This window comes from Ligilactobacillus acidipiscis (genome assembly GCF_900116935.1).
In the GTDB taxonomy this organism is placed as follows: Bacteria; Bacillota; Bacilli; order Lactobacillales; family Lactobacillaceae; genus Ligilactobacillus; species Ligilactobacillus acidipiscis.
In genome coordinates, this window is the sequence record NZ_LT630287.1 from 1001399 (window position 1) to 1019993 (window position 18595).

At 43.9% G+C, this 18595-nt stretch carries 12 protein-coding genes, 20 tRNA genes, 3 rRNA genes and 1 riboswitch; of the genes, 33 read left to right on the forward strand and 2 right to left on the reverse strand.

What is annotated here, in order from left to right:
* Nucleotides 1-15: 15 nt before the first annotated feature.
* The 6 genes from BQ5903_RS04515 (at nt 16) to BQ5903_RS04540 (ending at nt 5311) form a co-directional block, all read left to right on the forward strand.
* Entirely contained in the window at nt 16-1047 is a 1032-nt protein-coding gene (locus BQ5903_RS04515; protein WP_010498124.1) for a class I SAM-dependent methyltransferase, read from the forward strand.
* 153 nt (nt 1048-1200) lie between these two features.
* Nucleotides 1201-1809 (forward strand): metallophosphoesterase, encoded by a 609-nt coding sequence (locus BQ5903_RS04520; RefSeq protein ID WP_056971485.1) that lies wholly within the window; start codon nt 1201-1203, stop codon nt 1807-1809.
* 11 nt (nt 1810-1820) lie between these two features.
* Complete coding sequence (locus BQ5903_RS04525; protein WP_010498132.1) at nt 1821-3206, forward strand: bifunctional metallophosphatase/5'-nucleotidase; 1386 nt, start codon at nt 1821-1823, stop codon at nt 3204-3206.
* A gap of 38 nt (nt 3207-3244) precedes the next feature.
* Complete coding sequence (locus tag BQ5903_RS04530; RefSeq protein ID WP_010498134.1) at nt 3245-3865, forward strand: YutD family protein; 621 nt, start codon at nt 3245-3247, stop codon at nt 3863-3865.
* A gap of 38 nt (nt 3866-3903) precedes the next feature.
* A complete protein-coding gene (locus BQ5903_RS04535) occupies nt 3904-4686 on the forward strand; it encodes a TIGR01457 family HAD-type hydrolase (RefSeq protein ID WP_010498136.1) in 783 nt (260 codons plus the stop codon).
* Entirely contained in the window at nt 4676-5311 is a 636-nt protein-coding gene (locus BQ5903_RS04540) for a TIGR01906 family membrane protein (protein ID WP_079578968.1), read from the forward strand. Before BQ5903_RS04535 ends, BQ5903_RS04540 begins: the two co-directional genes overlap by 11 nt.
* A 64-nt stretch (nt 5312-5375) precedes the next feature.
* Here BQ5903_RS04540 and BQ5903_RS04545 read toward each other — a convergent pair whose 3' ends face one another.
* A complete protein-coding gene (locus BQ5903_RS04545; RefSeq protein WP_056971481.1) occupies nt 5376-6035 on the reverse strand; it encodes a VTT domain-containing protein in 660 nt (219 codons plus the stop codon).
* Nucleotides 6036-6122: 87 nt separating this feature from the next.
* Nucleotides 6123-7127 carry an NAD(P)/FAD-dependent oxidoreductase gene (locus tag BQ5903_RS04550; RefSeq protein WP_010498148.1) on the reverse strand — a complete coding sequence of 335 codons (1005 nt, stop codon included), beginning with the start codon at nt 7125-7127 and terminating at the stop codon, nt 6123-6125.
* A 219-nt stretch (nt 7128-7346) separates the two neighbouring features.
* Here BQ5903_RS04550 and BQ5903_RS04555 point away from each other — a divergent pair, with 219 nt between their 5' ends.
* The 27 genes from BQ5903_RS04555 (at nt 7347) to metK (ending at nt 18449) form a co-directional block, all read left to right on the forward strand.
* Complete coding sequence (locus BQ5903_RS04555; protein ID WP_079578970.1) at nt 7347-7928, forward strand: peptidylprolyl isomerase; 582 nt, start codon at nt 7347-7349, stop codon at nt 7926-7928.
* Between the two features lie 35 nt (nt 7929-7963).
* The gene (locus BQ5903_RS04560; RefSeq protein WP_010498153.1) at nt 7964-8356 is read left to right on the forward strand and encodes a CvfD/Ygs/GSP13 family RNA-binding post-transcriptional regulator; all 393 of its coding nucleotides are present in this window, start codon (nt 7964-7966) and stop codon (nt 8354-8356) included.
* Between the two features lie 384 nt (nt 8357-8740).
* Nucleotides 8741-10304: ribosomal RNA gene (locus BQ5903_RS04565) — 16S ribosomal RNA — on the forward strand.
* Nucleotides 10305-10380: 76 nt separating this feature from the next.
* Nucleotides 10381-10453, forward strand: a tRNA-Ala gene (locus BQ5903_RS04570).
* 171 nt (nt 10454-10624) lie between these two features.
* A 23S ribosomal RNA gene (locus BQ5903_RS04575) occupies nt 10625-13548 on the forward strand.
* Nucleotides 13549-13643: 95 nt separating this feature from the next.
* A 5S ribosomal RNA gene (rrf, locus tag BQ5903_RS04580) occupies nt 13644-13760 on the forward strand.
* Together the 16S, 23S and 5S rRNA genes with 20 tRNA genes alongside form the textbook arrangement of a ribosomal RNA operon.
* A 9-nt stretch (nt 13761-13769) precedes the next feature.
* A tRNA-Val gene (locus tag BQ5903_RS04585) sits at nt 13770-13842 on the forward strand.
* Between the two features lie 8 nt (nt 13843-13850).
* A tRNA-Lys gene (locus BQ5903_RS04590) sits at nt 13851-13923 on the forward strand.
* 70 nt (nt 13924-13993) lie between these two features.
* Nucleotides 13994-14066: transfer RNA gene (locus BQ5903_RS04595), tRNA-Thr, on the forward strand.
* Between the two features lie 3 nt (nt 14067-14069).
* A tRNA-Gly gene (locus BQ5903_RS04600) sits at nt 14070-14141 on the forward strand.
* A 12-nt stretch (nt 14142-14153) separates the two neighbouring features.
* A tRNA-Leu gene (locus tag BQ5903_RS04605) sits at nt 14154-14239 on the forward strand.
* Between the two features lie 22 nt (nt 14240-14261).
* Nucleotides 14262-14335 (forward strand) — tRNA-Arg (locus tag BQ5903_RS04610).
* Nucleotides 14336-14341: 6 nt separating this feature from the next.
* Nucleotides 14342-14415: transfer RNA gene (locus BQ5903_RS04615), tRNA-Pro, on the forward strand.
* A gap of 16 nt (nt 14416-14431) precedes the next feature.
* A tRNA-Met gene (locus tag BQ5903_RS04620) sits at nt 14432-14505 on the forward strand.
* A gap of 17 nt (nt 14506-14522) precedes the next feature.
* Nucleotides 14523-14596, forward strand: a tRNA-Ile gene (locus BQ5903_RS04625).
* A 37-nt stretch (nt 14597-14633) separates the two neighbouring features.
* Nucleotides 14634-14723, forward strand: a tRNA-Ser gene (locus tag BQ5903_RS04630).
* Between the two features lie 12 nt (nt 14724-14735).
* Nucleotides 14736-14809, forward strand: a tRNA-Met gene (locus BQ5903_RS04635).
* Between the two features lie 3 nt (nt 14810-14812).
* Nucleotides 14813-14886 (forward strand) — tRNA-Asp (locus tag BQ5903_RS04640).
* Between the two features lie 36 nt (nt 14887-14922).
* A tRNA-Phe gene (locus BQ5903_RS04645) sits at nt 14923-14995 on the forward strand.
* Nucleotides 14996-15007: 12 nt separating this feature from the next.
* Nucleotides 15008-15078 (forward strand) — tRNA-Gly (locus BQ5903_RS04650).
* Nucleotides 15079-15101: 23 nt separating this feature from the next.
* Nucleotides 15102-15176 (forward strand) — tRNA-Ile (locus tag BQ5903_RS04655).
* Between the two features lie 2 nt (nt 15177-15178).
* Nucleotides 15179-15266 (forward strand) — tRNA-Ser (locus BQ5903_RS04660).
* A gap of 9 nt (nt 15267-15275) precedes the next feature.
* Nucleotides 15276-15347 (forward strand) — tRNA-Glu (locus tag BQ5903_RS04665).
* A 21-nt stretch (nt 15348-15368) separates the two neighbouring features.
* A tRNA-Met gene (locus tag BQ5903_RS04670) sits at nt 15369-15442 on the forward strand.
* A gap of 6 nt (nt 15443-15448) precedes the next feature.
* Nucleotides 15449-15522, forward strand: a tRNA-Asp gene (locus BQ5903_RS04675).
* A 165-nt stretch (nt 15523-15687) separates the two neighbouring features.
* Nucleotides 15688-16929 carry an ISL3 family transposase gene (locus BQ5903_RS04680; RefSeq protein ID WP_079578956.1) on the forward strand — a complete coding sequence of 414 codons (1242 nt, stop codon included), beginning with the start codon at nt 15688-15690 and terminating at the stop codon, nt 16927-16929.
* Nucleotides 16930-17172: 243 nt separating this feature from the next.
* A riboswitch (SMK box riboswitch) is annotated at nt 17173-17261 on the forward strand.
* Entirely contained in the window at nt 17259-18449 is a 1191-nt protein-coding gene (gene metK / locus BQ5903_RS04685) for a methionine adenosyltransferase (protein ID WP_079578972.1), read from the forward strand. (Overlaps the previous riboswitch by 3 nt.)
* The last annotated feature ends 146 nt before the right edge of the window (nt 18450-18595 follow it).

Sequence of the window (18595 nt, forward strand, 5' to 3'; positions counted from 1 at the left end):
TAGAAGATAATTGAGGTGAACGAGTTGACAATAGAAGATATCAAGAAGACATTTGATTTGCTTGAACAAGCGATCGATTTGGTACAAAAAAAAGAAGATCTTTCATACTTGGATGCTTTCATTCAAGTGGCCGATGACATACTTGGAGGCGGAGAAGTTTATAATAAAGATCAAGAATTAGATGAAGAAGTTGTTGCCAGATTAACAGAGGTCTATCAGCAACTTGATTTTGAGCATTTTACCCAAGAAGAAGTGCGACAAGTCATCCAGCTTGTGTTGTTAAGATCCTATCGTGAAGAAAAAATCCAGGCGAACCATCAGATGACACCTGATTCTATTGGGGTTTTACTTGAATATTTAGTAGAAAAGGTGAGTCGACCCAACCAAGGTCTTGAAATACTTGACCTAGCTGTGGGTACAGGAAATTTACTCGAAGTTGTCATGAATCGTCTGCAAGCTAATGGCTGGCAAAATATACACGGCGTTGGCGTTGACAATGATGACACATTGTTAGCTATTGCAAGTATCGCGGCGCAACTTGAAAAGCAAAATATTGATTTGATCCATCAGGATGCGATCGCAGACCTGTCTTTGCAGCCAGCTAATGTTGTGCTAAGTGATTTACCGGTCGGCTATTATCCATTGGATGAAAGGGTACAAAGATTTGCAACCCATGCCAAGAGTGGTCACTCATACGTGCATCATATTTTGATCGAGCGCTCATTAGAGTCTTTGCAGCCGGGAGGAATCGGTATTTTTGTGATCCCCCGAGGATTGTTTGAAACTAAAGAAGCGCAGACTTTGTTAAGATATATTCAACAGGTGGGTTATTTGCAAGTATTATTAAACCTTCCGACAGAGTTGTTTGCATCAGAAAACTCACAAAAATCATTATTATTGATACAAAAGAAGGGCAACGATGCTCATCAAGCAGAGCAGGTATTATTGGGTGATTTTCCTTCATTCAAAGACAAGAAAGAATTCAGTAGTTTCTTGAACCAGATCGATCAGTGGATCTCTAAAGAAAAACTGAGACTTCCTGAATAATAATATTTAAGTTAAAACAGCTGATAGACTGAGATAATCCTCGTGTTTAGCAGCTGTTTTTTATTTGATCTATTCGCAAGTGAGAGCAGAATCTTTTTTTGTGGCAAGATTCAGTGTAAAATTGACAACGAGGAAGCAGCAAGGAGCGAGAAAATGATTTTTTTTACAGCGGACACGCATTTTTTTGATGAACATTTGAAACATGATCTAAATTTTGCTGATCGTGATTTTTTGACTGTGACTGAAATGAACCAAACGATCATTGACAATTGGGACAATGTTGTTGGCCCTGAAGATACAGTCTATCATTTGGGCGATATAGCACGAATAACATCTAATCGGTCGGGATACAAAAAAGTACTTGATGTCTTATCTAAGCTCAATGGACAGATCGTTTTTATTAAGGGCAACCATGATCCGCGTGCACTGATCAAATATTTAAGTCGTAATCAATTGCAAACACCGGCGGGCAAAACTAAATTTCTTTTTCATGATGTTGGCTTGATACTCAAGTTTGATCATTATCAATTTTTTCTAACGCATTATCCGTTAATGCTTGGAATCTCAGTTAACAGCATTAATTTACATGGACATATTCATCACTACTCTGTGAATTTTGCATCTAACATCAATGTTGGTGTCGATACGCCGGAGGTTGACTACTTGTCGGGAAATAAGCGACCATTCGGACAGCCCTTTTCGCAAAAAGAAGTGGTTGAATTGGTAAAAAACAAAAAGATAGACTTTCAGAAAAGGAAATAGGTTTAAAGACGATGAATGAAAAAATTACGATCTTACACACAAACGATTTTCATTCTCATTTTGAAAATTGGCCAAAAGTGAGAAGATATCTTCAAAGTACAAAAAAAGACTTGGAAAGTCAGGGGCAAACAGTGATCACGGTCGATCTTGGTGACGCGATGGATCGAGTCCATCCTTTGACAGAAGCAACTGATGGCAAGTTCAACATTGACTTATTGAATACTGTTGGTTATGATGCGTTGACGATCGGCAATAATGAGGGGATCGGCAACTCGCATGAACAACTAGAGGAGCTGTATACGAAAAGCAAGGCTCCAGTTATTTTGGACAACTTGATCGATCTGCGCACTAAAAAAAGGCCTTCTTGGGTCAAAGTGTCAAAAATAATCAAGACTAAAAATAATACTAAAGTTGGTTTGTTGGCCTGTACTGCTCCATTTGGACCGACCTATGAGATGAATGATTGGCAGGCTTTAGATGTCGATCGGGTCTTACCCGAAATGGTAAAAATGTTACGGCCGCGAGTTGATATTTTGGTCTTGATGTCTCATTTAGGAATCGATATGGATCGTTATATTTCTGAAAAATATTCAGAGTTTGATGTGATTTTAGGCAGTCATACGCACCATTTATTGGAAAATGGTGAAGTCGACGGTAATACTTTAGTGTGTGCTGCCGGTAAATGGGGGCAGTATATTGGGCAGGTTTCGCTCTCTTTTTCAACGGATGAGCATCAGATCAGCAGTAAAACGGTGTCAACAATTGCGACTGCTGATCTTCCTGAAGCCATGGGGGATGAAACTGAGATCGCAAATTATACTAAAAAAGGTCAACATAGCTTAAACTCGCATAAAGTCGCGGTTTTGCCACAGGGTTATATTGGCTCACGGGTCCGCGATTCTGCCTTGATGCAAGAGGGCTTACAAGCTCTTGAAGAGGTGACGGGAACTTCAACAGCTATCTTAAACGCCGGCTTGTTCTTAGGAGATCTAAAACAAGGGGTGTTGACTAGAAACGATCTTCATCAATTATTGCCCCATCCGATGAGAATGGTCCGGGCTAAGTTGTCAGGGTATAATATTTGGCGTTTGGTTCGTGAAATGGAAAAAAATCGCAATCACCTTCGCCGTTCTGTCGTTAAGGGCAATGGTTTTCGCGGAACAGTTTTCGGGGAACTGGTTTATGATGGAATCGAATATGACGCCGTTGAAAAGCAGGTCTTATGGCACGGACATGCACTCGATCTAGAAAAAACATACACATTGGGAACAGTAGATAATTTTATTTATGGGCCGTTTTTCCCCACGCTTGAAATTGCAGGAAATATTTCATATATTGGAGATCGTTTTTTGCGTGACGCTTTAGGAGAGCATTTTGCGCGGAAATATCCAGTATAGTATAATTGATTTTGTTTTAAATCATGGAGGAAACTTTAGTGAATAGTGAAAAGAAAGAACGAAGGGAAGCTCAGCTGGCGAAAAAAGCTGAAGCTATCAAGGCATATGCTAGCAAAGTAGTGATGACTGATAAGACTCATTTGACGATCGATGGTCGACCGTACGAGTTATTGGTTAATTTTCACGAAGGATTTGACCTTGAAAAATTAGAAGAACGTTTTAGCGACATCTTGACTAAGTATGATTATATAGTTGGTGATATGGGTTTTGATCAGTTAAGGCTGCATGGTTTCTATAAGAATGGAAGTAAAAAGGGTCTTCCTTCACAAAATATCACGCGTTTGCAAGATTATTTATTTGAATATTGTAATTTTGGTTGCCCGTACTTTGTATTGCGTAATTTAGAAGTGCAAAAACAACAGCCGAGTTCTGCATTAGACAAGGAACTTTATGGTAACGAACGGCCAAATAAAGGGCACAAAACAACGACTGTCAGTAAAAATCGCAAGCATCGTCAAAGAAAAAGGAAGCCCAAAAACACTCCTTACACCACAGAGAAGACCTATGCAGTTCATTCAAGGAAGAAAAAACAGCCTACACGAACTAAAAGAGAAAACAAACATGCAAATAAAAGGCATTTTGTTATTCGACAAAAATAAATAGTGGTGTTAATTTAATGCAGAAAGAGAGAAATTTGATGAAAAATTACCAAGGATATATGATCGATCTAGATGGAACAATGTACCGTGGAAAAGAAAAAATACCAGCTGCCAAAAGGTTTATTGAGAGATTACAGGCAGCAAATATCCCATTTTTATTTGTAACTAATAATAGTACTCAGGAACCTGAAAAAGTAGTACAAAACTTAGCTGATAATTTCGATATTCATGTTTCTTTGGAAAATGTATTTACATCTGCTTTAGCAACAGCCGACTATCTGGCAGACCTTGATATTAACAAGCGGTCAGTTTATGCCATTGGTGAGATCGGCTTAAAAAAAGCATTGTTAGCACGGGGGTTCGTATTTGATGAAGAAGCTCCGAATTATGTTGTTGTAGGGTTGGACTATGATGCTACTTATCACAAGTTTGAGTTAGCTACTTTAGCTATTAAAAAAGGCGCACGTTTCATTGGAACTAATGCAGATACTAATTTACCAAACGAAAGAGGTTTAGTCCCTGGTGCTGGTTCCTTGATTGCCTTGGTAGAAAGAGCTACACAGCAAAAAGCCACATATATCGGGAAACCTGAAACAATTATTATGGAGAAGGCTTTAGCTCAAATGGGCTTGCAAAAAGATCAAGTGATCATGGTCGGTGACAATTACATGACTGATATTACAGCAGGGATCAATTTTGAAATGGACACCTTGCTAGTATATACAGGTGTTTCTACTAAAGAGCAGGTTCAGCAAAAGCCACTCAAGCCGACTTATGAAATTGATTCGCTCGATGATTGGAAGATAATTAATGATAAGTAGACCAAAGGGCCAGTTATTTTTAAATGGCGTTTTATTTTTAACGATATTTGCATTATGTATTGCGCTGGTTATTAACTTTCAGCCCTTATACTATTTCTTTGTGGATCAGCAGCATCTGGCACAGACGGTTAGCTTGACAAGAAAGGGACTGATCACTGATTACCAGCACTTGTTAAATTACTTGAATTTTCCGTGGGTGCATAAGCTGGATATGACCCTACCCAGTTCGGCAAATGGACTGCAACATTTTGCTGATGTTAAACGGTTATTTCTGGTAGATTATTTTGTAATGATCGTTGGTGTTCCGCTCAGTGTGTATCACCTGCACCGTTTGAAAAAACAGCAAATGCTTTGGACTTTGATCGCCCCTGCACAGATCACTTTGACAGGAATGATTTTTTTGCTGGTGCTGATGAGTATTTCTTTTCAGCAGTTTTTTGTGATCTTTCATAAGATCTTGTTTAGAAATAATGACTGGGTCTTTGATCCCTTGAAAGATCCGATCATCGATGCTTTACCGGATGAGTTTTTCTTGGCTTGTTTCGTGCTCTTTTTTATCTTGTTTATTGCTGCTATGCTAGCAGTCATTTTTATTGGTAAAAAGAGCTTAAAAACGCACAAATGAAAAGATCTTAATGCTGTTTTTTCAAAACAACTTTAAGATCTTTTTTTATTCTTCGAATTATTTATTACTCGTCTGGTTCTGAATTAGAACTTTCGGAACTTCCTTTGATGATTCCTACGATTGCGGGGATCAATGAGATGATAATGATGCCAATGATTATCATTGAAAAGTGTTCTTTAACAAAGGGCATGTTTCCAAAAAAGTAACCAGCACCACAACAAAGGGCGACCCAAGCTATTGCTCCAATGACATTGTGTTTAATGAAATTATTATACTTGAGGCCAGATCCAGCCGCAATGAAAGGAGCAAATGTTCGGATGATCGGCATGAAGCGTGCCAGGGTGATCGACATTGCCCCGTGTTTTTCAAAAAACTTTTCCGTTCGCTCCAAATATTCTGGTTTGACTACTTTTTGAAACCGGCTGGCCGATTTTAACTTATTTCCAAGAAAGTGACCGATCATAAAATTGGTACTGTCACCGAGAATAGGTGCTGCTAGAAATAAGGACAAAAAGATCCAGATGTTTAACCCGTAATCTGGGTTGGCTGCCAGGGCAGCAGCGGCAAATAGTAAGGAATCTCCGGGTAGAAAAGGTAAAACTACTGCACCAGTCTCTACAAAAATGATAATGAATAAAATTAGATAGGTCCAGCCGCCAAAGTTATTGACAATATTAACTAAGTGGCTGTCGATGTGTAAAACGAAATCGATTAAATTTGCCAAATATTTCTTCTCCTTATGCTATTGATCATTATATTATACTTTTTTAAAATAAACTTCTCAAAGCTTTTCATTGACCTTAAACAAATTTTAGTGCTTGTATTTTAGCATCAACTCGGTACTATGGGCGGGTTGACGCCGATCAGGATAAACATAAAGCAAGGCATTGTTGACAGCTGTTGGTGCTTCTCCCATACCAGAAGCAATCAAAGCGGGGCGTCCTTCCTTATATGCGATGTCGCCGATCGCATAGATACCAGGCAGCGAGGTTTCTTGTTTTTCACTAACTTTTATTGCATGCCGTTCCATGTCTAAGCCCCAAGATTCTATGATGGTGTTACTAGAAGAGAATCCGTAGTTAACGATCAAATCATCGAAAAGCACGTTTTTTCTTTCTTTGTCGCGTGCCTTTTGTAAAATAACTTTCAATTGTCCTGAGGCTGCTTCTTTGAGGTCTTTAATAGTGTAAGGCGTCAAGAAGTTAACGTTTGGCATTTGCTGCAAAGCATGGACACTGCTTTCCAATGCTCTGAACTTGTCACGGCGATGGATCACGGTTACAGATCGCGCTTGGGGTGCTAATTCTAATGCCCAGTCAATTGCTGAATCGCCGCCGCCGGCTAAAGCGATATTTCTGTTTTTGAAAATAGTAGGATCTGAGATAAAGTAGTGCAGTTGCTGACCTTCAAAAAAAGGCGCGTTGTCTACCCTTAATTTACGGGGTTCAAAAGAACCAATACCAGCGGCTATGATGATTGCTTTACTATAGGTGGTACGTTTAGTAGTTTTGATCATAAAACCTTGCTCTGTCTTCGTAAATGATTCGACCGTTTCTTTTAAGAAAATATCTGGTTCAAAGGCATTAGTTTGTTCAGTTAAGTTTGTGATCAGATCTTTACCAGATGTTTGGTAGTAAGCCGGAATGTCATATAAAGTTTTTGCCGGAAATAAAGCAGATACTTGGCCGCCTAAACTATCTAAGCTTTCAATTATCTGGGTCTTGGCCATGTGCATGCGTGAGTAGGTGGCTGCGAACATGCCAACTGGTCCGCCACCGATGATAGTTAAGTCGTAATATTCATTATTATCACTCATTATGAGTAAAAAGCTCCCTTCGATGATCAGGAAAAGGATGGTAGTGATCTTGTTGTCTTGAACTTGCAAGAAAAACAGAGTCTTTTTATACCATTACTGTCCCCGATTTAAAAACAATATTCAATTTATAGACTAGCATTAATAAGTCTTAAAATAAATTGGCAAATGAAGCTGTTTTTTTGTATTATGATATAGTATAAAAAACTTAAGGAGCTTATTATGAATTATCCACAATCAGATTTACAAAACGCTAAGGGACCAAAAGTAAAAATTAATACTACACTGGGTGAGATAGAGATCCAGTTGTTTCCCGAACAGGCACCTAAAACTGTTAAAAACTTTGTTAGTTTAGCACAGGACCATTATTATGATGGAACTATTTTTCATCGCGTGATCCCTGAATTTATGGTACAAGGCGGGGATCCGACCGGTACAGGTATGGGGGGAGAAAGTATTTACGGAGCTCCTTTTGAAGATGAATTTTCAATGGATCTCTTTAATATTCGCGGAGCACTGTCTATGGCAAATGCTGGTCCGAATACTAATGGCAGTCAATTCTTTATTGTTCAAAGTACGCAGGTTCCTGCAGATTTAATTGAGCAAATGAAAGCTGCTAACTATCCGCAGGAAGTTATTGACATGTACCAAAATGGTGGTACGCCATGGTTAGATCATCGGCATACAGTATTTGGACAAGTGATCAAAGGACTTGATGTTGTTGATCAAATGGCGGCAGCTCCCACAGGTGCCCAAGATAAGCCTGTCGATGATATTAAGATCGAAAGTATAGTTGTAGAATAAATAATTATTATCGTTTTAATAGAATGGAGGATACTATGTCAGAATATCGCATTGGACAAGTCATCACTGGGCGTGTGACGGGTATCCAGCCATATGGTGCTTTCGTAGCTTTAGATGAACATACCCAAGGATTGATTCATATTTCAGAATGCCATCATGGCTTTGTTGATGATGTTTCTAAATTTTTATCTGTAGGTCAAGAGGTTTCAGTCATGATTATTGATATTGACCTGTATACAGAAAAGATCTCTCTATCCATCCGTTGTTTAGAGAAGCCGTTTGATTTTTCACAGCCACGTAAACGTGCTAGATTTCAACATAAGGTTTATTGGATAGATCGTGGCGTTTCAACTGGTTTTAAGCCGATCCGCGAGCGCCTTGATGGGTGGGTAAAACAGGCTTTAGTCGATATTGACGCTGGAAAATGAAAAAAAGTACTTGACCATTGATACTATTTGCTGGTATTATATTTCTTGTCGCTTTAACTGTATAAAAGAATTTGAATAAAACAATTTTAAGTTTCTTTTGACATTTAAGCATTTTGATGATATTCTATTAAGGTTGGTGTTGTTGCTTTTTAGTTTTAAAAAAACTTCATCAATTATAAGAAAGTTCTTTACAAGTAATTCAGTTATTGATATAATAAATAACGTTGTGATTGAGCTTTTAATAGTTTGCTTCGTAGCAAGTAGATCTTTGAAAACTGAACAAAGTTTCGACAAATCAAATGTGTGAGGTCGCTTATCTTAACGATAAGTGCAAACAACATTTGCGAAGTCAATTCGCTAGTAAAATTTATGAGTCACAAACTTTAAAATGAGAGTTTGATCCTGGCTCAGGACGAACGCTGGCGGCGTGCCTAATACATGCAAGTCGAACGCAATCTTTGACTAATGAGTGCTTGCACTCAGCGGTCAAAGTGCGAGTGGCGAACGGGTGAGTAACACGTGGGCAATCTGCCCAAAAGTGGGGGATAACACTTGGAAACAGGTGCTAATACCGCATCAACCGGCTGACCGCATGGTCGGCCGGGCAAAGACGGCGTCAGCTGTCGCTTTTGGATGAGCCCGCGGCGTATTAACTAGTTGGTAAGGTAACGGCTTACCAAGGTGATGATACGTAGCCGAACTGAGAGGTTGATCGGCCACATTGGGACTGAGACACGGCCCAAACTCCTACGGGAGGCAGCAGTAGGGAATCTTCCACAATGGACGCAAGTCTGATGGAGCAACGCCGCGTGTATGAAGAAGGTCTTCGGATCGTAAAATACTGTTGTCAGAGAAGAACACGTGATAAAGTAACTGTTATCGCGCTGACGGTATCTGACCAGCAAGTCACGGCTAACTACGTGCCAGCAGCCGCGGTAATACGTAGGTGGCAAGCGTTGTCCGGATTTATTGGGCGTAAAGGGAACGCAGGCGGTCTTTTAAGTCTGATGTGAAAGCCTTCGGCTTAACCGGAGAAGTGCATTGGAAACTGGAAGACTTGAGTGCAGAAGAGGAGAGTGGAACTCCATGTGTAGCGGTGAAATGCGTAGATATATGGAAGAACACCAGTGGCGAAAGCGGCTCTCTGGTCTGTAACTGACGCTGAGGTTCGAAAGCGTGGGGAGCGAACAGGATTAGATACCCTGGTAGTCCACGCTGTAAACGATGAATGCTAGGTGTTGGAGGGTTTCCGCCCTTCGGTGCCGCAGCTAACGCACTAAGCATTCCGCCTGGGGAGTACGATCGCAAGATTGAAACTCAAAGGAATTGACGGGGGCCCGCACAAGCGGTGGAGCATGTGGTTTAATTCGAAGCAACGCGAAGAACCTTACCAGGTCTTGACATCTTTTGACCATCTGAGAGATCAGAATTCCCTTCGGGGACAAAATGACAGGTGGTGCATGGCTGTCGTCAGCTCGTGTCGTGAGATGTTGGGTTAAGTCCCGCAACGAGCGCAACCCTTATTGTCAGTTGCCAGCATTCAGTTGGGCACTCTGGCGAGACTGCCGGTGACAAACCGGAGGAAGGTGGGGATGACGTCAAGTCATCATGCCCCTTATGACCTGGGCTACACACGTGCTACAATGGACGATACAACGAGTCGCGAGACCGCGAGGTTTAGCTAATCTCTGAAAGTCGTTCTCAGTTCGGATCGTAGGCTGCAACTCGCCTACGTGAAGTCGGAATCGCTAGTAATCGCGGATCAGCATGCCGCGGTGAATACGTTCCCGGGCCTTGTACACACCGCCCGTCACACCATGAGAGTTTGTAACACCCAAAGCCGGTGCGGTAACCATTTTGGAGCCAGCCGTCTAAGGTGGGACAGATGATTGGGGTGAAGTCGTAACAAGGTAGCCGTAGGAGAACCTGCGGCTGGATCACCTCCTTTCTAAGGAAAATTACGGAAACTCACACGATTTGTTACATGAAACTTTGTTTGGTTTTGAGAGGTCTACTCTCAAAATGGGGGTTTAGCTCAGCTGGGAGAGCACCTGCTTTGCAAGCAGGAGGTCAGCGGTTCGATCCCGCTAACCTCCATTGATGACGTTAGTCATCATGGATCCGTTCTTTGAAAACTGAATAACATTTATTTCTTGATCAATAATTTTATTAAACCGAGAACACCGCGTTTGAAAGAGTTTCAAACAAGAATTCAATTATTAAGTATTAAACGCAAACTCATGACCCATTTATCTTTGATAAATGAGAGGTTAAGTTAGGAAGGGCGCATGGTGGATGCCTTGGCACTAGGAGTCGATGAAGGACGTGACTAACTGCGATATGCTTCGGGAAGCTGTAAGTAAGCAATGACCCGGAGATCTCCGAATGGGGCAACCCAATGACTGTAACGAGTTATTATCGCCGGCTGAATACATAGGCCGGTGGAAGACAGACGCAGGGAACTGAAACATCTAAGTACCTGCAGGAAAATAAAGAAATTTCGATTCCCTCAGTAGCGGCGAGCGAACGGGGAACAGCCCAAACCAAGAAGCTTGCTTCTTGGGGTTGTAGGACTGGACATTTGAGTTACCAAGAAAAACTGTAGTCAAACGGCCTGGGAAGGCCGGCTAGAAAGGGTGACAGCCCCGTAGGCGAAACAGTTTTTCCTCAGTCCAGGATCCTGAGTACGGCGGAGCACGTGAAACTCCGTCGGAATCCGGGAGGACCATCTCCCAAGGCTAAATACTACCTAGTGACCGATAGTGGACCAGTACCGTGAGGGAAAGGTGAAAAGCACCCCGGGAGGGGAGTGAAACAGTTCCTGAAACCATGTGCCTACAAGTAGTCAGAGCCCGTTAAGGGGTGATGGCGTGCCTTTTGTAGAATGAACCGGCGAGTTACGTTAACGTGCCAGGTTAAGGTGGAAAGACCGGAGCCGCAGCGAAAGCGAGTCTGAACAGGGCGCACGAGTACGTTGACGTAGACCCGAAACCAAGTGACCTACCCATGTCCAGGTTGAAAGTGCGGTAAAACGCACCGGAGGACCGAACCCGTGTATGTTGAAAAATGCTGGGATGAGGTGTGGGTAGCGGTGAAATTCCAAACGAACTTGGAGATAGCTGGTTCTCTCCGAAATAGCTTTAGGGCTAGCCTCGGAAGTTAAGGATCGTGGAGGTAGAGCACTGTTTGGACTAGGGGCCCGTCTTGGGTTACTGAATTCAGATAAACTCCGAATGCCACTGATCTTGTTCCGGGAGTCAGACTGCGAGTGATAAGATCCGTAGTCGAAAGGGAAACAGCCCAGACCACCAATTAAGGTCCCTAAATATGTGTTAAGTGGAAAAGGATGTGGGATCGCACAGACAACTAGGATGTTGGCTCAGAAGCAGCCACCATTCAAAGAGTGCGTAATAGCTCACTAGTCGAGTGATCCTGCGCCGAAAATGTAACGGGGCTAAACACATTACCGAAATTGTGGATCCGACCGTCAGGTCGGGTGGTAGGAGAGCGTTCTAAGGGCGAAGAAGCCGGACCGTCAGGACCGGTGGAGCGCTTAGAAGTGAGAATGCCGGTATGAGTAGCGCAAGGTCAGTGAGAATCTGACCCACCGTATGACTAAGGTTTCCTGGGGAAGGCTCGTCCTCCCAGGGTTAGTCGGGACCTAAGCCGAGGCCGCAAGGCGTAGGCGATGGACAACAGGTGGAGATTCCTGTACTGATCAGATCTGTTTGAGCAATGGAGGGACGCAGGAGGCTAACGGAGCGTGCAGCTGGAATTGCACGTCCAAGCAGCGAGTCGCAAAACGAGTGAAAGGCTTGTTTTGGTGGTAGATGAGCTGTGATGGGGAGCGAAATTTAAGTAGCGAAGGAAGTCATGTCACACTGCCGAGAAAAGCTTCTAGCGAGGATCTGATCACCCGTACCGCAAACCGACACAGGTAGTCGAGGAGAGTATCCTCAGGTGAGCGAGTGAACTCTCGTTAAGGAACTCGGCAAAATGACCCCGTAACTTCGGGAGAAGGGGTGCTGGTCGACAGACCAGCCGCAGTGAATAGGCCCAGGCGACTGTTTATCAAAAACACAGGTTTCTGCAAAATCGTAAGATGACGTATAGGGGCTGACGCCTGCCCGGTGCTGGAAGGTTAAGAGGATGAGTTAGCGCAAGCGAAGCTCAGAATCGAAGCCCCAGTAAACGGCGGCCGTAACTATAACGGTCCTAAGGTAGCGAAATTCCTTGTCGGGTAAGTTCCGACCCGCACGAAAGGCGTAACGATCTGGGCACTGTCTCAACGAGAGACTCGGTGAAATTATAATACCCGTGAAGATGCGGGTTACCCGCGACAGGACGGAAAGACCCCATGGAGCTTTACTGTAGCTTGATATTGGGTGTTCGTGCAACTTGTACAGGATAGGTAGGAGCCGTAGAAAACGGGACGCTAGTCTCGTTGGAGGCAGTGGTGGGATACTACCCTCGTTGTATGAACACTCTAACCCGCGCCGGTTGATCCCGGCGGGAGACAGTGTCTGGTAGGCAGTTTGACTGGGGCGGTCGCCTCCCAAAAGGTAACGGAGGCGCCCAAAGGTTCCCTCAGAATGGTTGGAAATCATTCGCAGAGTGTAAAGGCAGAAGGGAGCTTGACTGTGAGACTTACAAGTCGAGCAGGGACGAAAGTCGGGCTTAGTGATCCGGTGGTTCCGTATGGAAGGGCCATCGCTCAACGGATAAAAGCTACCCTGGGGATAACAGGCTTATCTCCCCCAAGAGTCCACATCGACGGGGAGGTTTGGCACCTCGATGTCGGCTCATCGCATCCTGGGGCTGTAGTCGGTCCCAAGGGTTGGGCTGTTCGCCCATTAAAGCGGTACGCGAGCTGGGTTCAGAACGTCGTGAGACAGTTCGGTCCCTATCCGTCGCGGGCGTAGGAAATTTGCGAGGATCTGTCCTTAGTACGAGAGGACCGGGATGGACACACCGCTGGTGTACCAGTTGTCTTGCCCAAGGCAGCGCTGGGTAGCTAAGTGTGGATGAGATAAACGCTGAAAGCATCTAAGTGCGAAACTCGCCTCAAGATCAGATTTCCCATTCCTTTATGGAAGTAAGACCCCTGAGAGATGATCAGGTAGATAGGATGGAAGTGGAAGTGCCGTGAGGCATGGAGCGGACCATTACTAATCGGTCGAGGACTTAACCAACGAGTCGCGTGTGTGGGCTCGGTCAGATAAAAGCAGCAAGAAATGAATGTTAGTCAGTTTTGAGGGAATGGATCTCTCAAAGAAAAAAACACAAGTGCGGTGGCGATAGCACGAAGGCTACACCTGTTCCCATGCCGAACACAGCAGTTAAGCTTCGTCACGCCAAGAGTAGTTGGGGGATCGCCCCCTGTGAGGGTAGGTAGCTGTCGCGCTTTGTTTTTGGAGGATTAGCTCAGTTGGGAGAGCGTCTGCCTTACAAGCAGAGGGTCACAGGTTCGAGCCCTGTATCCTCCATTTTTCTTGAGTTGTTAGCTCAGTTGGTAGAGCATCTGACTTTTAATCAGAGGGTCGACAGTTCGAGCCTGTCACGACTCATTTTTATCCATGATAACCTTGACAAGCGGTTATCGGTTTGGTAAACTAATAAAGTTGTGTTTATCAGTTTGCCGACTTAGCTCAGTTGGTAGAGCATCTGATTTGTAATCAGAGGGTCGGGCGTTCGAATCGTCTAGTCGGCATATGCGGAAGTAGTTCAGTGGTAGAACATCACCTTGCCATGGTGGGGGTCGCGGGTTCGAATCCCGTCTTCCGCTTGTCAAAATACTGCCGGGGTGGCGGAACAGGCAGACGCACAGGACTTAAAATCCTGCGGTGAGTGATCACCGTACCGGTTCGATTCCGGTCCTCGGCATTTTAATTTTTTTATTTTTTATGCACCCATAGCGCAATTGGATAGAGTGTCTGACTACGAATCAGAAGGTTGTAGGTTCGACTCCTACTGGGTGCATTTAATCGGGAAGTAGCTCAGCTTGGTAGAGCACCTGGTTTGGGACCAGGGGGTCGCAGGTTCGAATCCTGTCTTCCCGATTCATATGTTTTTTATCGCGGTGTAGCTCAGCTGGCTAGAGCGTCCGGTTCATACCCGGGAGGTCGAGGGTTCGATCCCCCCTGCCGCGATTTTCATACCAGAGCTTGGACCTTTAGCTCAGTTGGTTAGAGCAGACGGCTCATAACCGTCCTGTCGTAGGTTCGAGTCCTACAAGGTCCATAGTTTCAATGGATTTTTATCGTATGGAACTTATTATGGAGGATTACCCAAGTCTGGCTGAAGGGAACGGTCTTGAAAACCGTCAGGTGGGTAAAACCACGCAAGAGTTCGAATCTCTTATCCTCCTTTTTTATATTATCGCGGGATGGAGCAGTCTGGTAGCTCGTCGGGCTCATAACCCGAAGGTCGCAAGTTCAAATCTTGCTCCCGCAATTCGGTCCTATGGTGTAGGGGTTTATCACGCCTGCCTGTCACGCAGGAGATCGCCGGTTCAAATCCGGCTAGGACCGCTTGAGTTTGAGCATTTGCTCAGGTTTAGCATTGATGGCTCGGTAGCTCAGTCGGTAGAGCAACGGATTGAAGCTCCGTGTGTCGGCGGTTCGATTCCGTCCCGCGCCATTTTCATAAAATGCGGGTGTAGTTTAGTGGTAAAACCACAGCCTTCCAAGCTGTTGTCGCGAGTTCGATTCTCGTCACCCGCTTACGACTTAGTTGTCGTTGTTATGGGCCTATAGCTCAGCTGGTTTAGAGCGCACGCCTGATAAGCGTGAGGTCGATGGTTCGAGTCCATTTAGGCCCATTGGAGAAGTACTCAAGTGGCTGAAGAGGCGCCCCTGCTAAGGGTGTAGGTCGGTAAAACGGCGCGAGAGTTCGAATCTCTCCTTCTCCGTTTCTTTATGACCCGTTGGTCAAGTGGTTAAGACACCGCCCTTTCACGGCGGTAACATGGGTTCAAATCCCGTACGGGTCACTTTTTTATATTTTATATTATCGCGGGATGGAGCAGTCTGGTAGCTCGTCGGGCTCATAACCCGAAGGTCGCAAGTTCAAATCTTGCTCCCGCAATTTTTTGGTCCTATGGTGTAGGGGTTTATCACGCCTGCCTGTCACGCAGGAGATCGCCGGTTCAAATCCGGCTAGGACCGTTGTGACGATATAAATTTGCCGTTCCTTTTGGAGCGGTTTTTTTGGGTCTACACTTTTTAGTGTTGATGGTAAAATCATCAGCACTATTTTTGTACAAAAAAGGACATCATTTGTCCTCATATGCTATGATTAAAGCGATAAAACCAAATCAAAGCGAGGTATAAATGATGTCCCAAACTGATTCTATCCTAAATTTACTCAATATCCAAGACCCAAATATCAAAATTTCAGCTTGTACTGATTTTTCACAGGCCGGAGTTCACGAAAAACTGCTTTCAGCTACGCTGACTTACCCCGTCGAACGCTGTGTTAATTGTGGTTCCACGAATCTTGTTCAGAATGGGACCCGCCTGACCAAGATGAGACTACCCAGCCTAGGTGAACAACCGCTCCGCATGAACTTGCGCAAACAGCGTTATCTGTGCCGGACTTGCCACCATACTTTTAGCGCGCAGACGCAGCTCGCTCCACCTCGGCACTCGATCACCCGCCAAGCAGTCCACGAAATCGCGACTTTGGCTAAGAACTCACTGCCAGTCAAAACGATCAGCCAGACCGTGGGAATCTCAGCTTCCTCGGTTCAACGGATCTTGTATAAGGATCAGCGAGCTTTAGTAACGCCCAAAGAGCTGCCGACAGCTCTCAGTTTTGACGAATTTCGTTCAACTAAGAACTGCTTTTCTTTTATCTGCATTGACGCAAAAACCCATGATTTGGTCACCTTATTGCCAGATCGTCTCTCGCAGACGATCCGCGAGTATTTCACCAATACTTATACACTTTCTGAGCGTCAAAAAGTTCAACTGGTGACCATGGATCTGAATGCGCAGTATCAGACTTTCGTCCGTCGTCTTTTTCCTAACGCCCTGATCGTCTTTGACCGTTTCCATATTGTTCAGTTAGCGGGTCGGGCACTTGACCATGAACGGCTGCGTGTTTTAAAAGGGATCAACGACCACCACGACCGCAACTATAAAGTTTTAAAAAGCAACTGGCGCTTATTCCACTTAGCTGAAAATCAACTTGAGACCTCCCAGGTTAAATATTATCGGGGATTAAATGAATACACGACTGCCCAAAATGTGGTCGATCTGGGACTCAAGAATTTTCCACAGTTCGCAGAAAACTATCAGACCTATCAAACGATCTTAACCTTTATTCGCAACCGCGATCGGGCTACTTTACAACAATTAGTTATGAACTACCGTCCCAATGGTACTGAAATGGATACCGTCATGAGGACCATTCAAAAGAACTACTTAGGGATCAGGAACGCTTGTCTCTATGACTACTCTAATGGGCCGTTAGAGGGGATCAATCGCAAGATCAAAGAACTTAAACGTAGCTGTTACGGATTCAGTAACTTAAGGCATTTCTTTATCCGCATCAAATTGATCCATGCCTAAGATAAAAAATTTAGGTCAACACTGTGGGAGGCAGGTGCGGGCCCATTTCGCTACGCTTCGGACCCGCACCTGCCTCCCAACCCAAACACTTTAATCTAGCTATGGCAGTAAAAAAAGAACCCTACCATAAAGATAGAATTCTATGGGCCATCAACACTATTTGACAAAGTCCCGTTTTTTTGTGTCCAATAGTGCTGATCATTTTCTATAAAGTGTACGTTAGAATTTTTTATGTTAAAATACTATCGTTACAACTCATTCCCGAGAGGATTCATGTTTGATGAAGATGCCTTGTAACCAATTATTAAAAGATAGTGGGGGAATCAAAATTGTCAGAAAGACATTTATTTACTTCAGAATCAGTTTCTGAAGGACATCCAGATAAAATCGCTGATCAAATCAGCGACGGTATTTTAGACGCAATGTTAGAGCAAGATCCAAATGCGCGTGTTGCGGTGGAAACAACAGTTACAACCGGCTTAGTTGTAGTTGTGGGAGAGGTTTCTACTTCAGCTTACGTCGACATCCAAAAAGTTGCCCGTCAAACGATCAGAGACATTGGTTATGTAGACAATGAATTTGGTTTTGACGGTGATAACTGTGCTGTGATGACCGCCATTGACGAGCAATCACCAGATATTGCTTTAGGTGTCGATTCATCGCTTGAAAGCAAGGAAGATAATTCGGATGCACTCGACACGATCGGTGCTGGGGACCAAGGTATGATGTTCGGCTATTCTAACAGTGAAACACCTGAGTTAATGCCATTGCCTATCATTTTGAGCCATAAGTTAATGCGTAAGATCGCTACTGTGCGTAAATCCGGCGAACTAACTTATCTCGGCCCAGACGCCAAGGCCCAGGTAACTGTAGAATATGACGACAATGATCAACCGTTTAGAGTTGATACAGTTGTTGTTTCAACGCAGCATAAACCAGATGTTACTTTAGCTCAAATCCGTCAAGATGTGTTGGAACACGTGATCAAGGCAGTGATCCCAGCCAAGTTATTGGATGACAAGACTAAATATTTTGTCAACCCGACCGGCCGTTTCGTTATCGGTGGACCGCAAGGCGATGCCGGCTTAACAGGTAGAAAGATCATCGTAGATACATACGGTGGCTATGCTCATCACGGTGGTGGTGCATTTTCAGGTAAAGATGCTACGAAAGTTGATCGTTCTGCAAGTTATGCTGCACGTTACATTGCTAAAAATATTGTTGCTGCCGGGTTGGCGACCGAGATCGAAGTACAGTTGGCATATGCGATCGGTGTAGCTCAACCAGTGTCAGTCTCTGTTAATGCATTTGGCACGGCGAAAGTTAAGAATCAAGAATTAGTTGATGCGATCCGTGAAGTGTTTGACCTGCGTCCAGAAGGGATCATTCGAATGTTGGATCTTCGTCGTCCGATTTATAAGCAAACAGCTGCCTATGGTCATTTTGGACGGACTGATATTGAATTACCATGGGAACACACTGACAAAGTTGCAGAATTACAAGCAAAATTAGCTAAATAAGAGTTTTACAGTAAAACGTTAAACAGCCTGTTATCGGGCTGTTTTTTTTGAAACAATTTTAGTGCATTTTTAAGTACTTCAATGATATAATTAAAACTAACATAATTATTTTGTATAGGGGTTTTAATGCGTCTTACGCACTTTTT

Coding starts and splice junctions, on each gene's coding strand:
- BQ5903_RS04550 (WP_010498148.1), bottom strand. CDS start 7,127: ATGAGTGATAATAATGAATATTACGACTTAACTATCATCGGTGGCGGA.
- BQ5903_RS04535 (WP_010498136.1), top strand. CDS start 3,904: ATGAAAAATTACCAAGGATATATGATCGATCTAGATGGAACAATGTAC.
- BQ5903_RS04555 (WP_079578970.1), top strand. CDS start 7,347: ATGAATTATCCACAATCAGATTTACAAAACGCTAAGGGACCAAAAGTA.
- BQ5903_RS04520 (WP_056971485.1), top strand. CDS start 1,201: ATGATTTTTTTTACAGCGGACACGCATTTTTTTGATGAACATTTGAAA.
- BQ5903_RS04525 (WP_010498132.1), top strand. CDS start 1,821: ATGAATGAAAAAATTACGATCTTACACACAAACGATTTTCATTCTCAT.
- BQ5903_RS04680 (WP_079578956.1), top strand. CDS start 15,688: ATGATGTCCCAAACTGATTCTATCCTAAATTTACTCAATATCCAAGAC.
- BQ5903_RS04560 (WP_010498153.1), top strand. CDS start 7,964: ATGTCAGAATATCGCATTGGACAAGTCATCACTGGGCGTGTGACGGGT.
- BQ5903_RS04540 (WP_079578968.1), top strand. CDS start 4,676: ATGATAAGTAGACCAAAGGGCCAGTTATTTTTAAATGGCGTTTTATTT.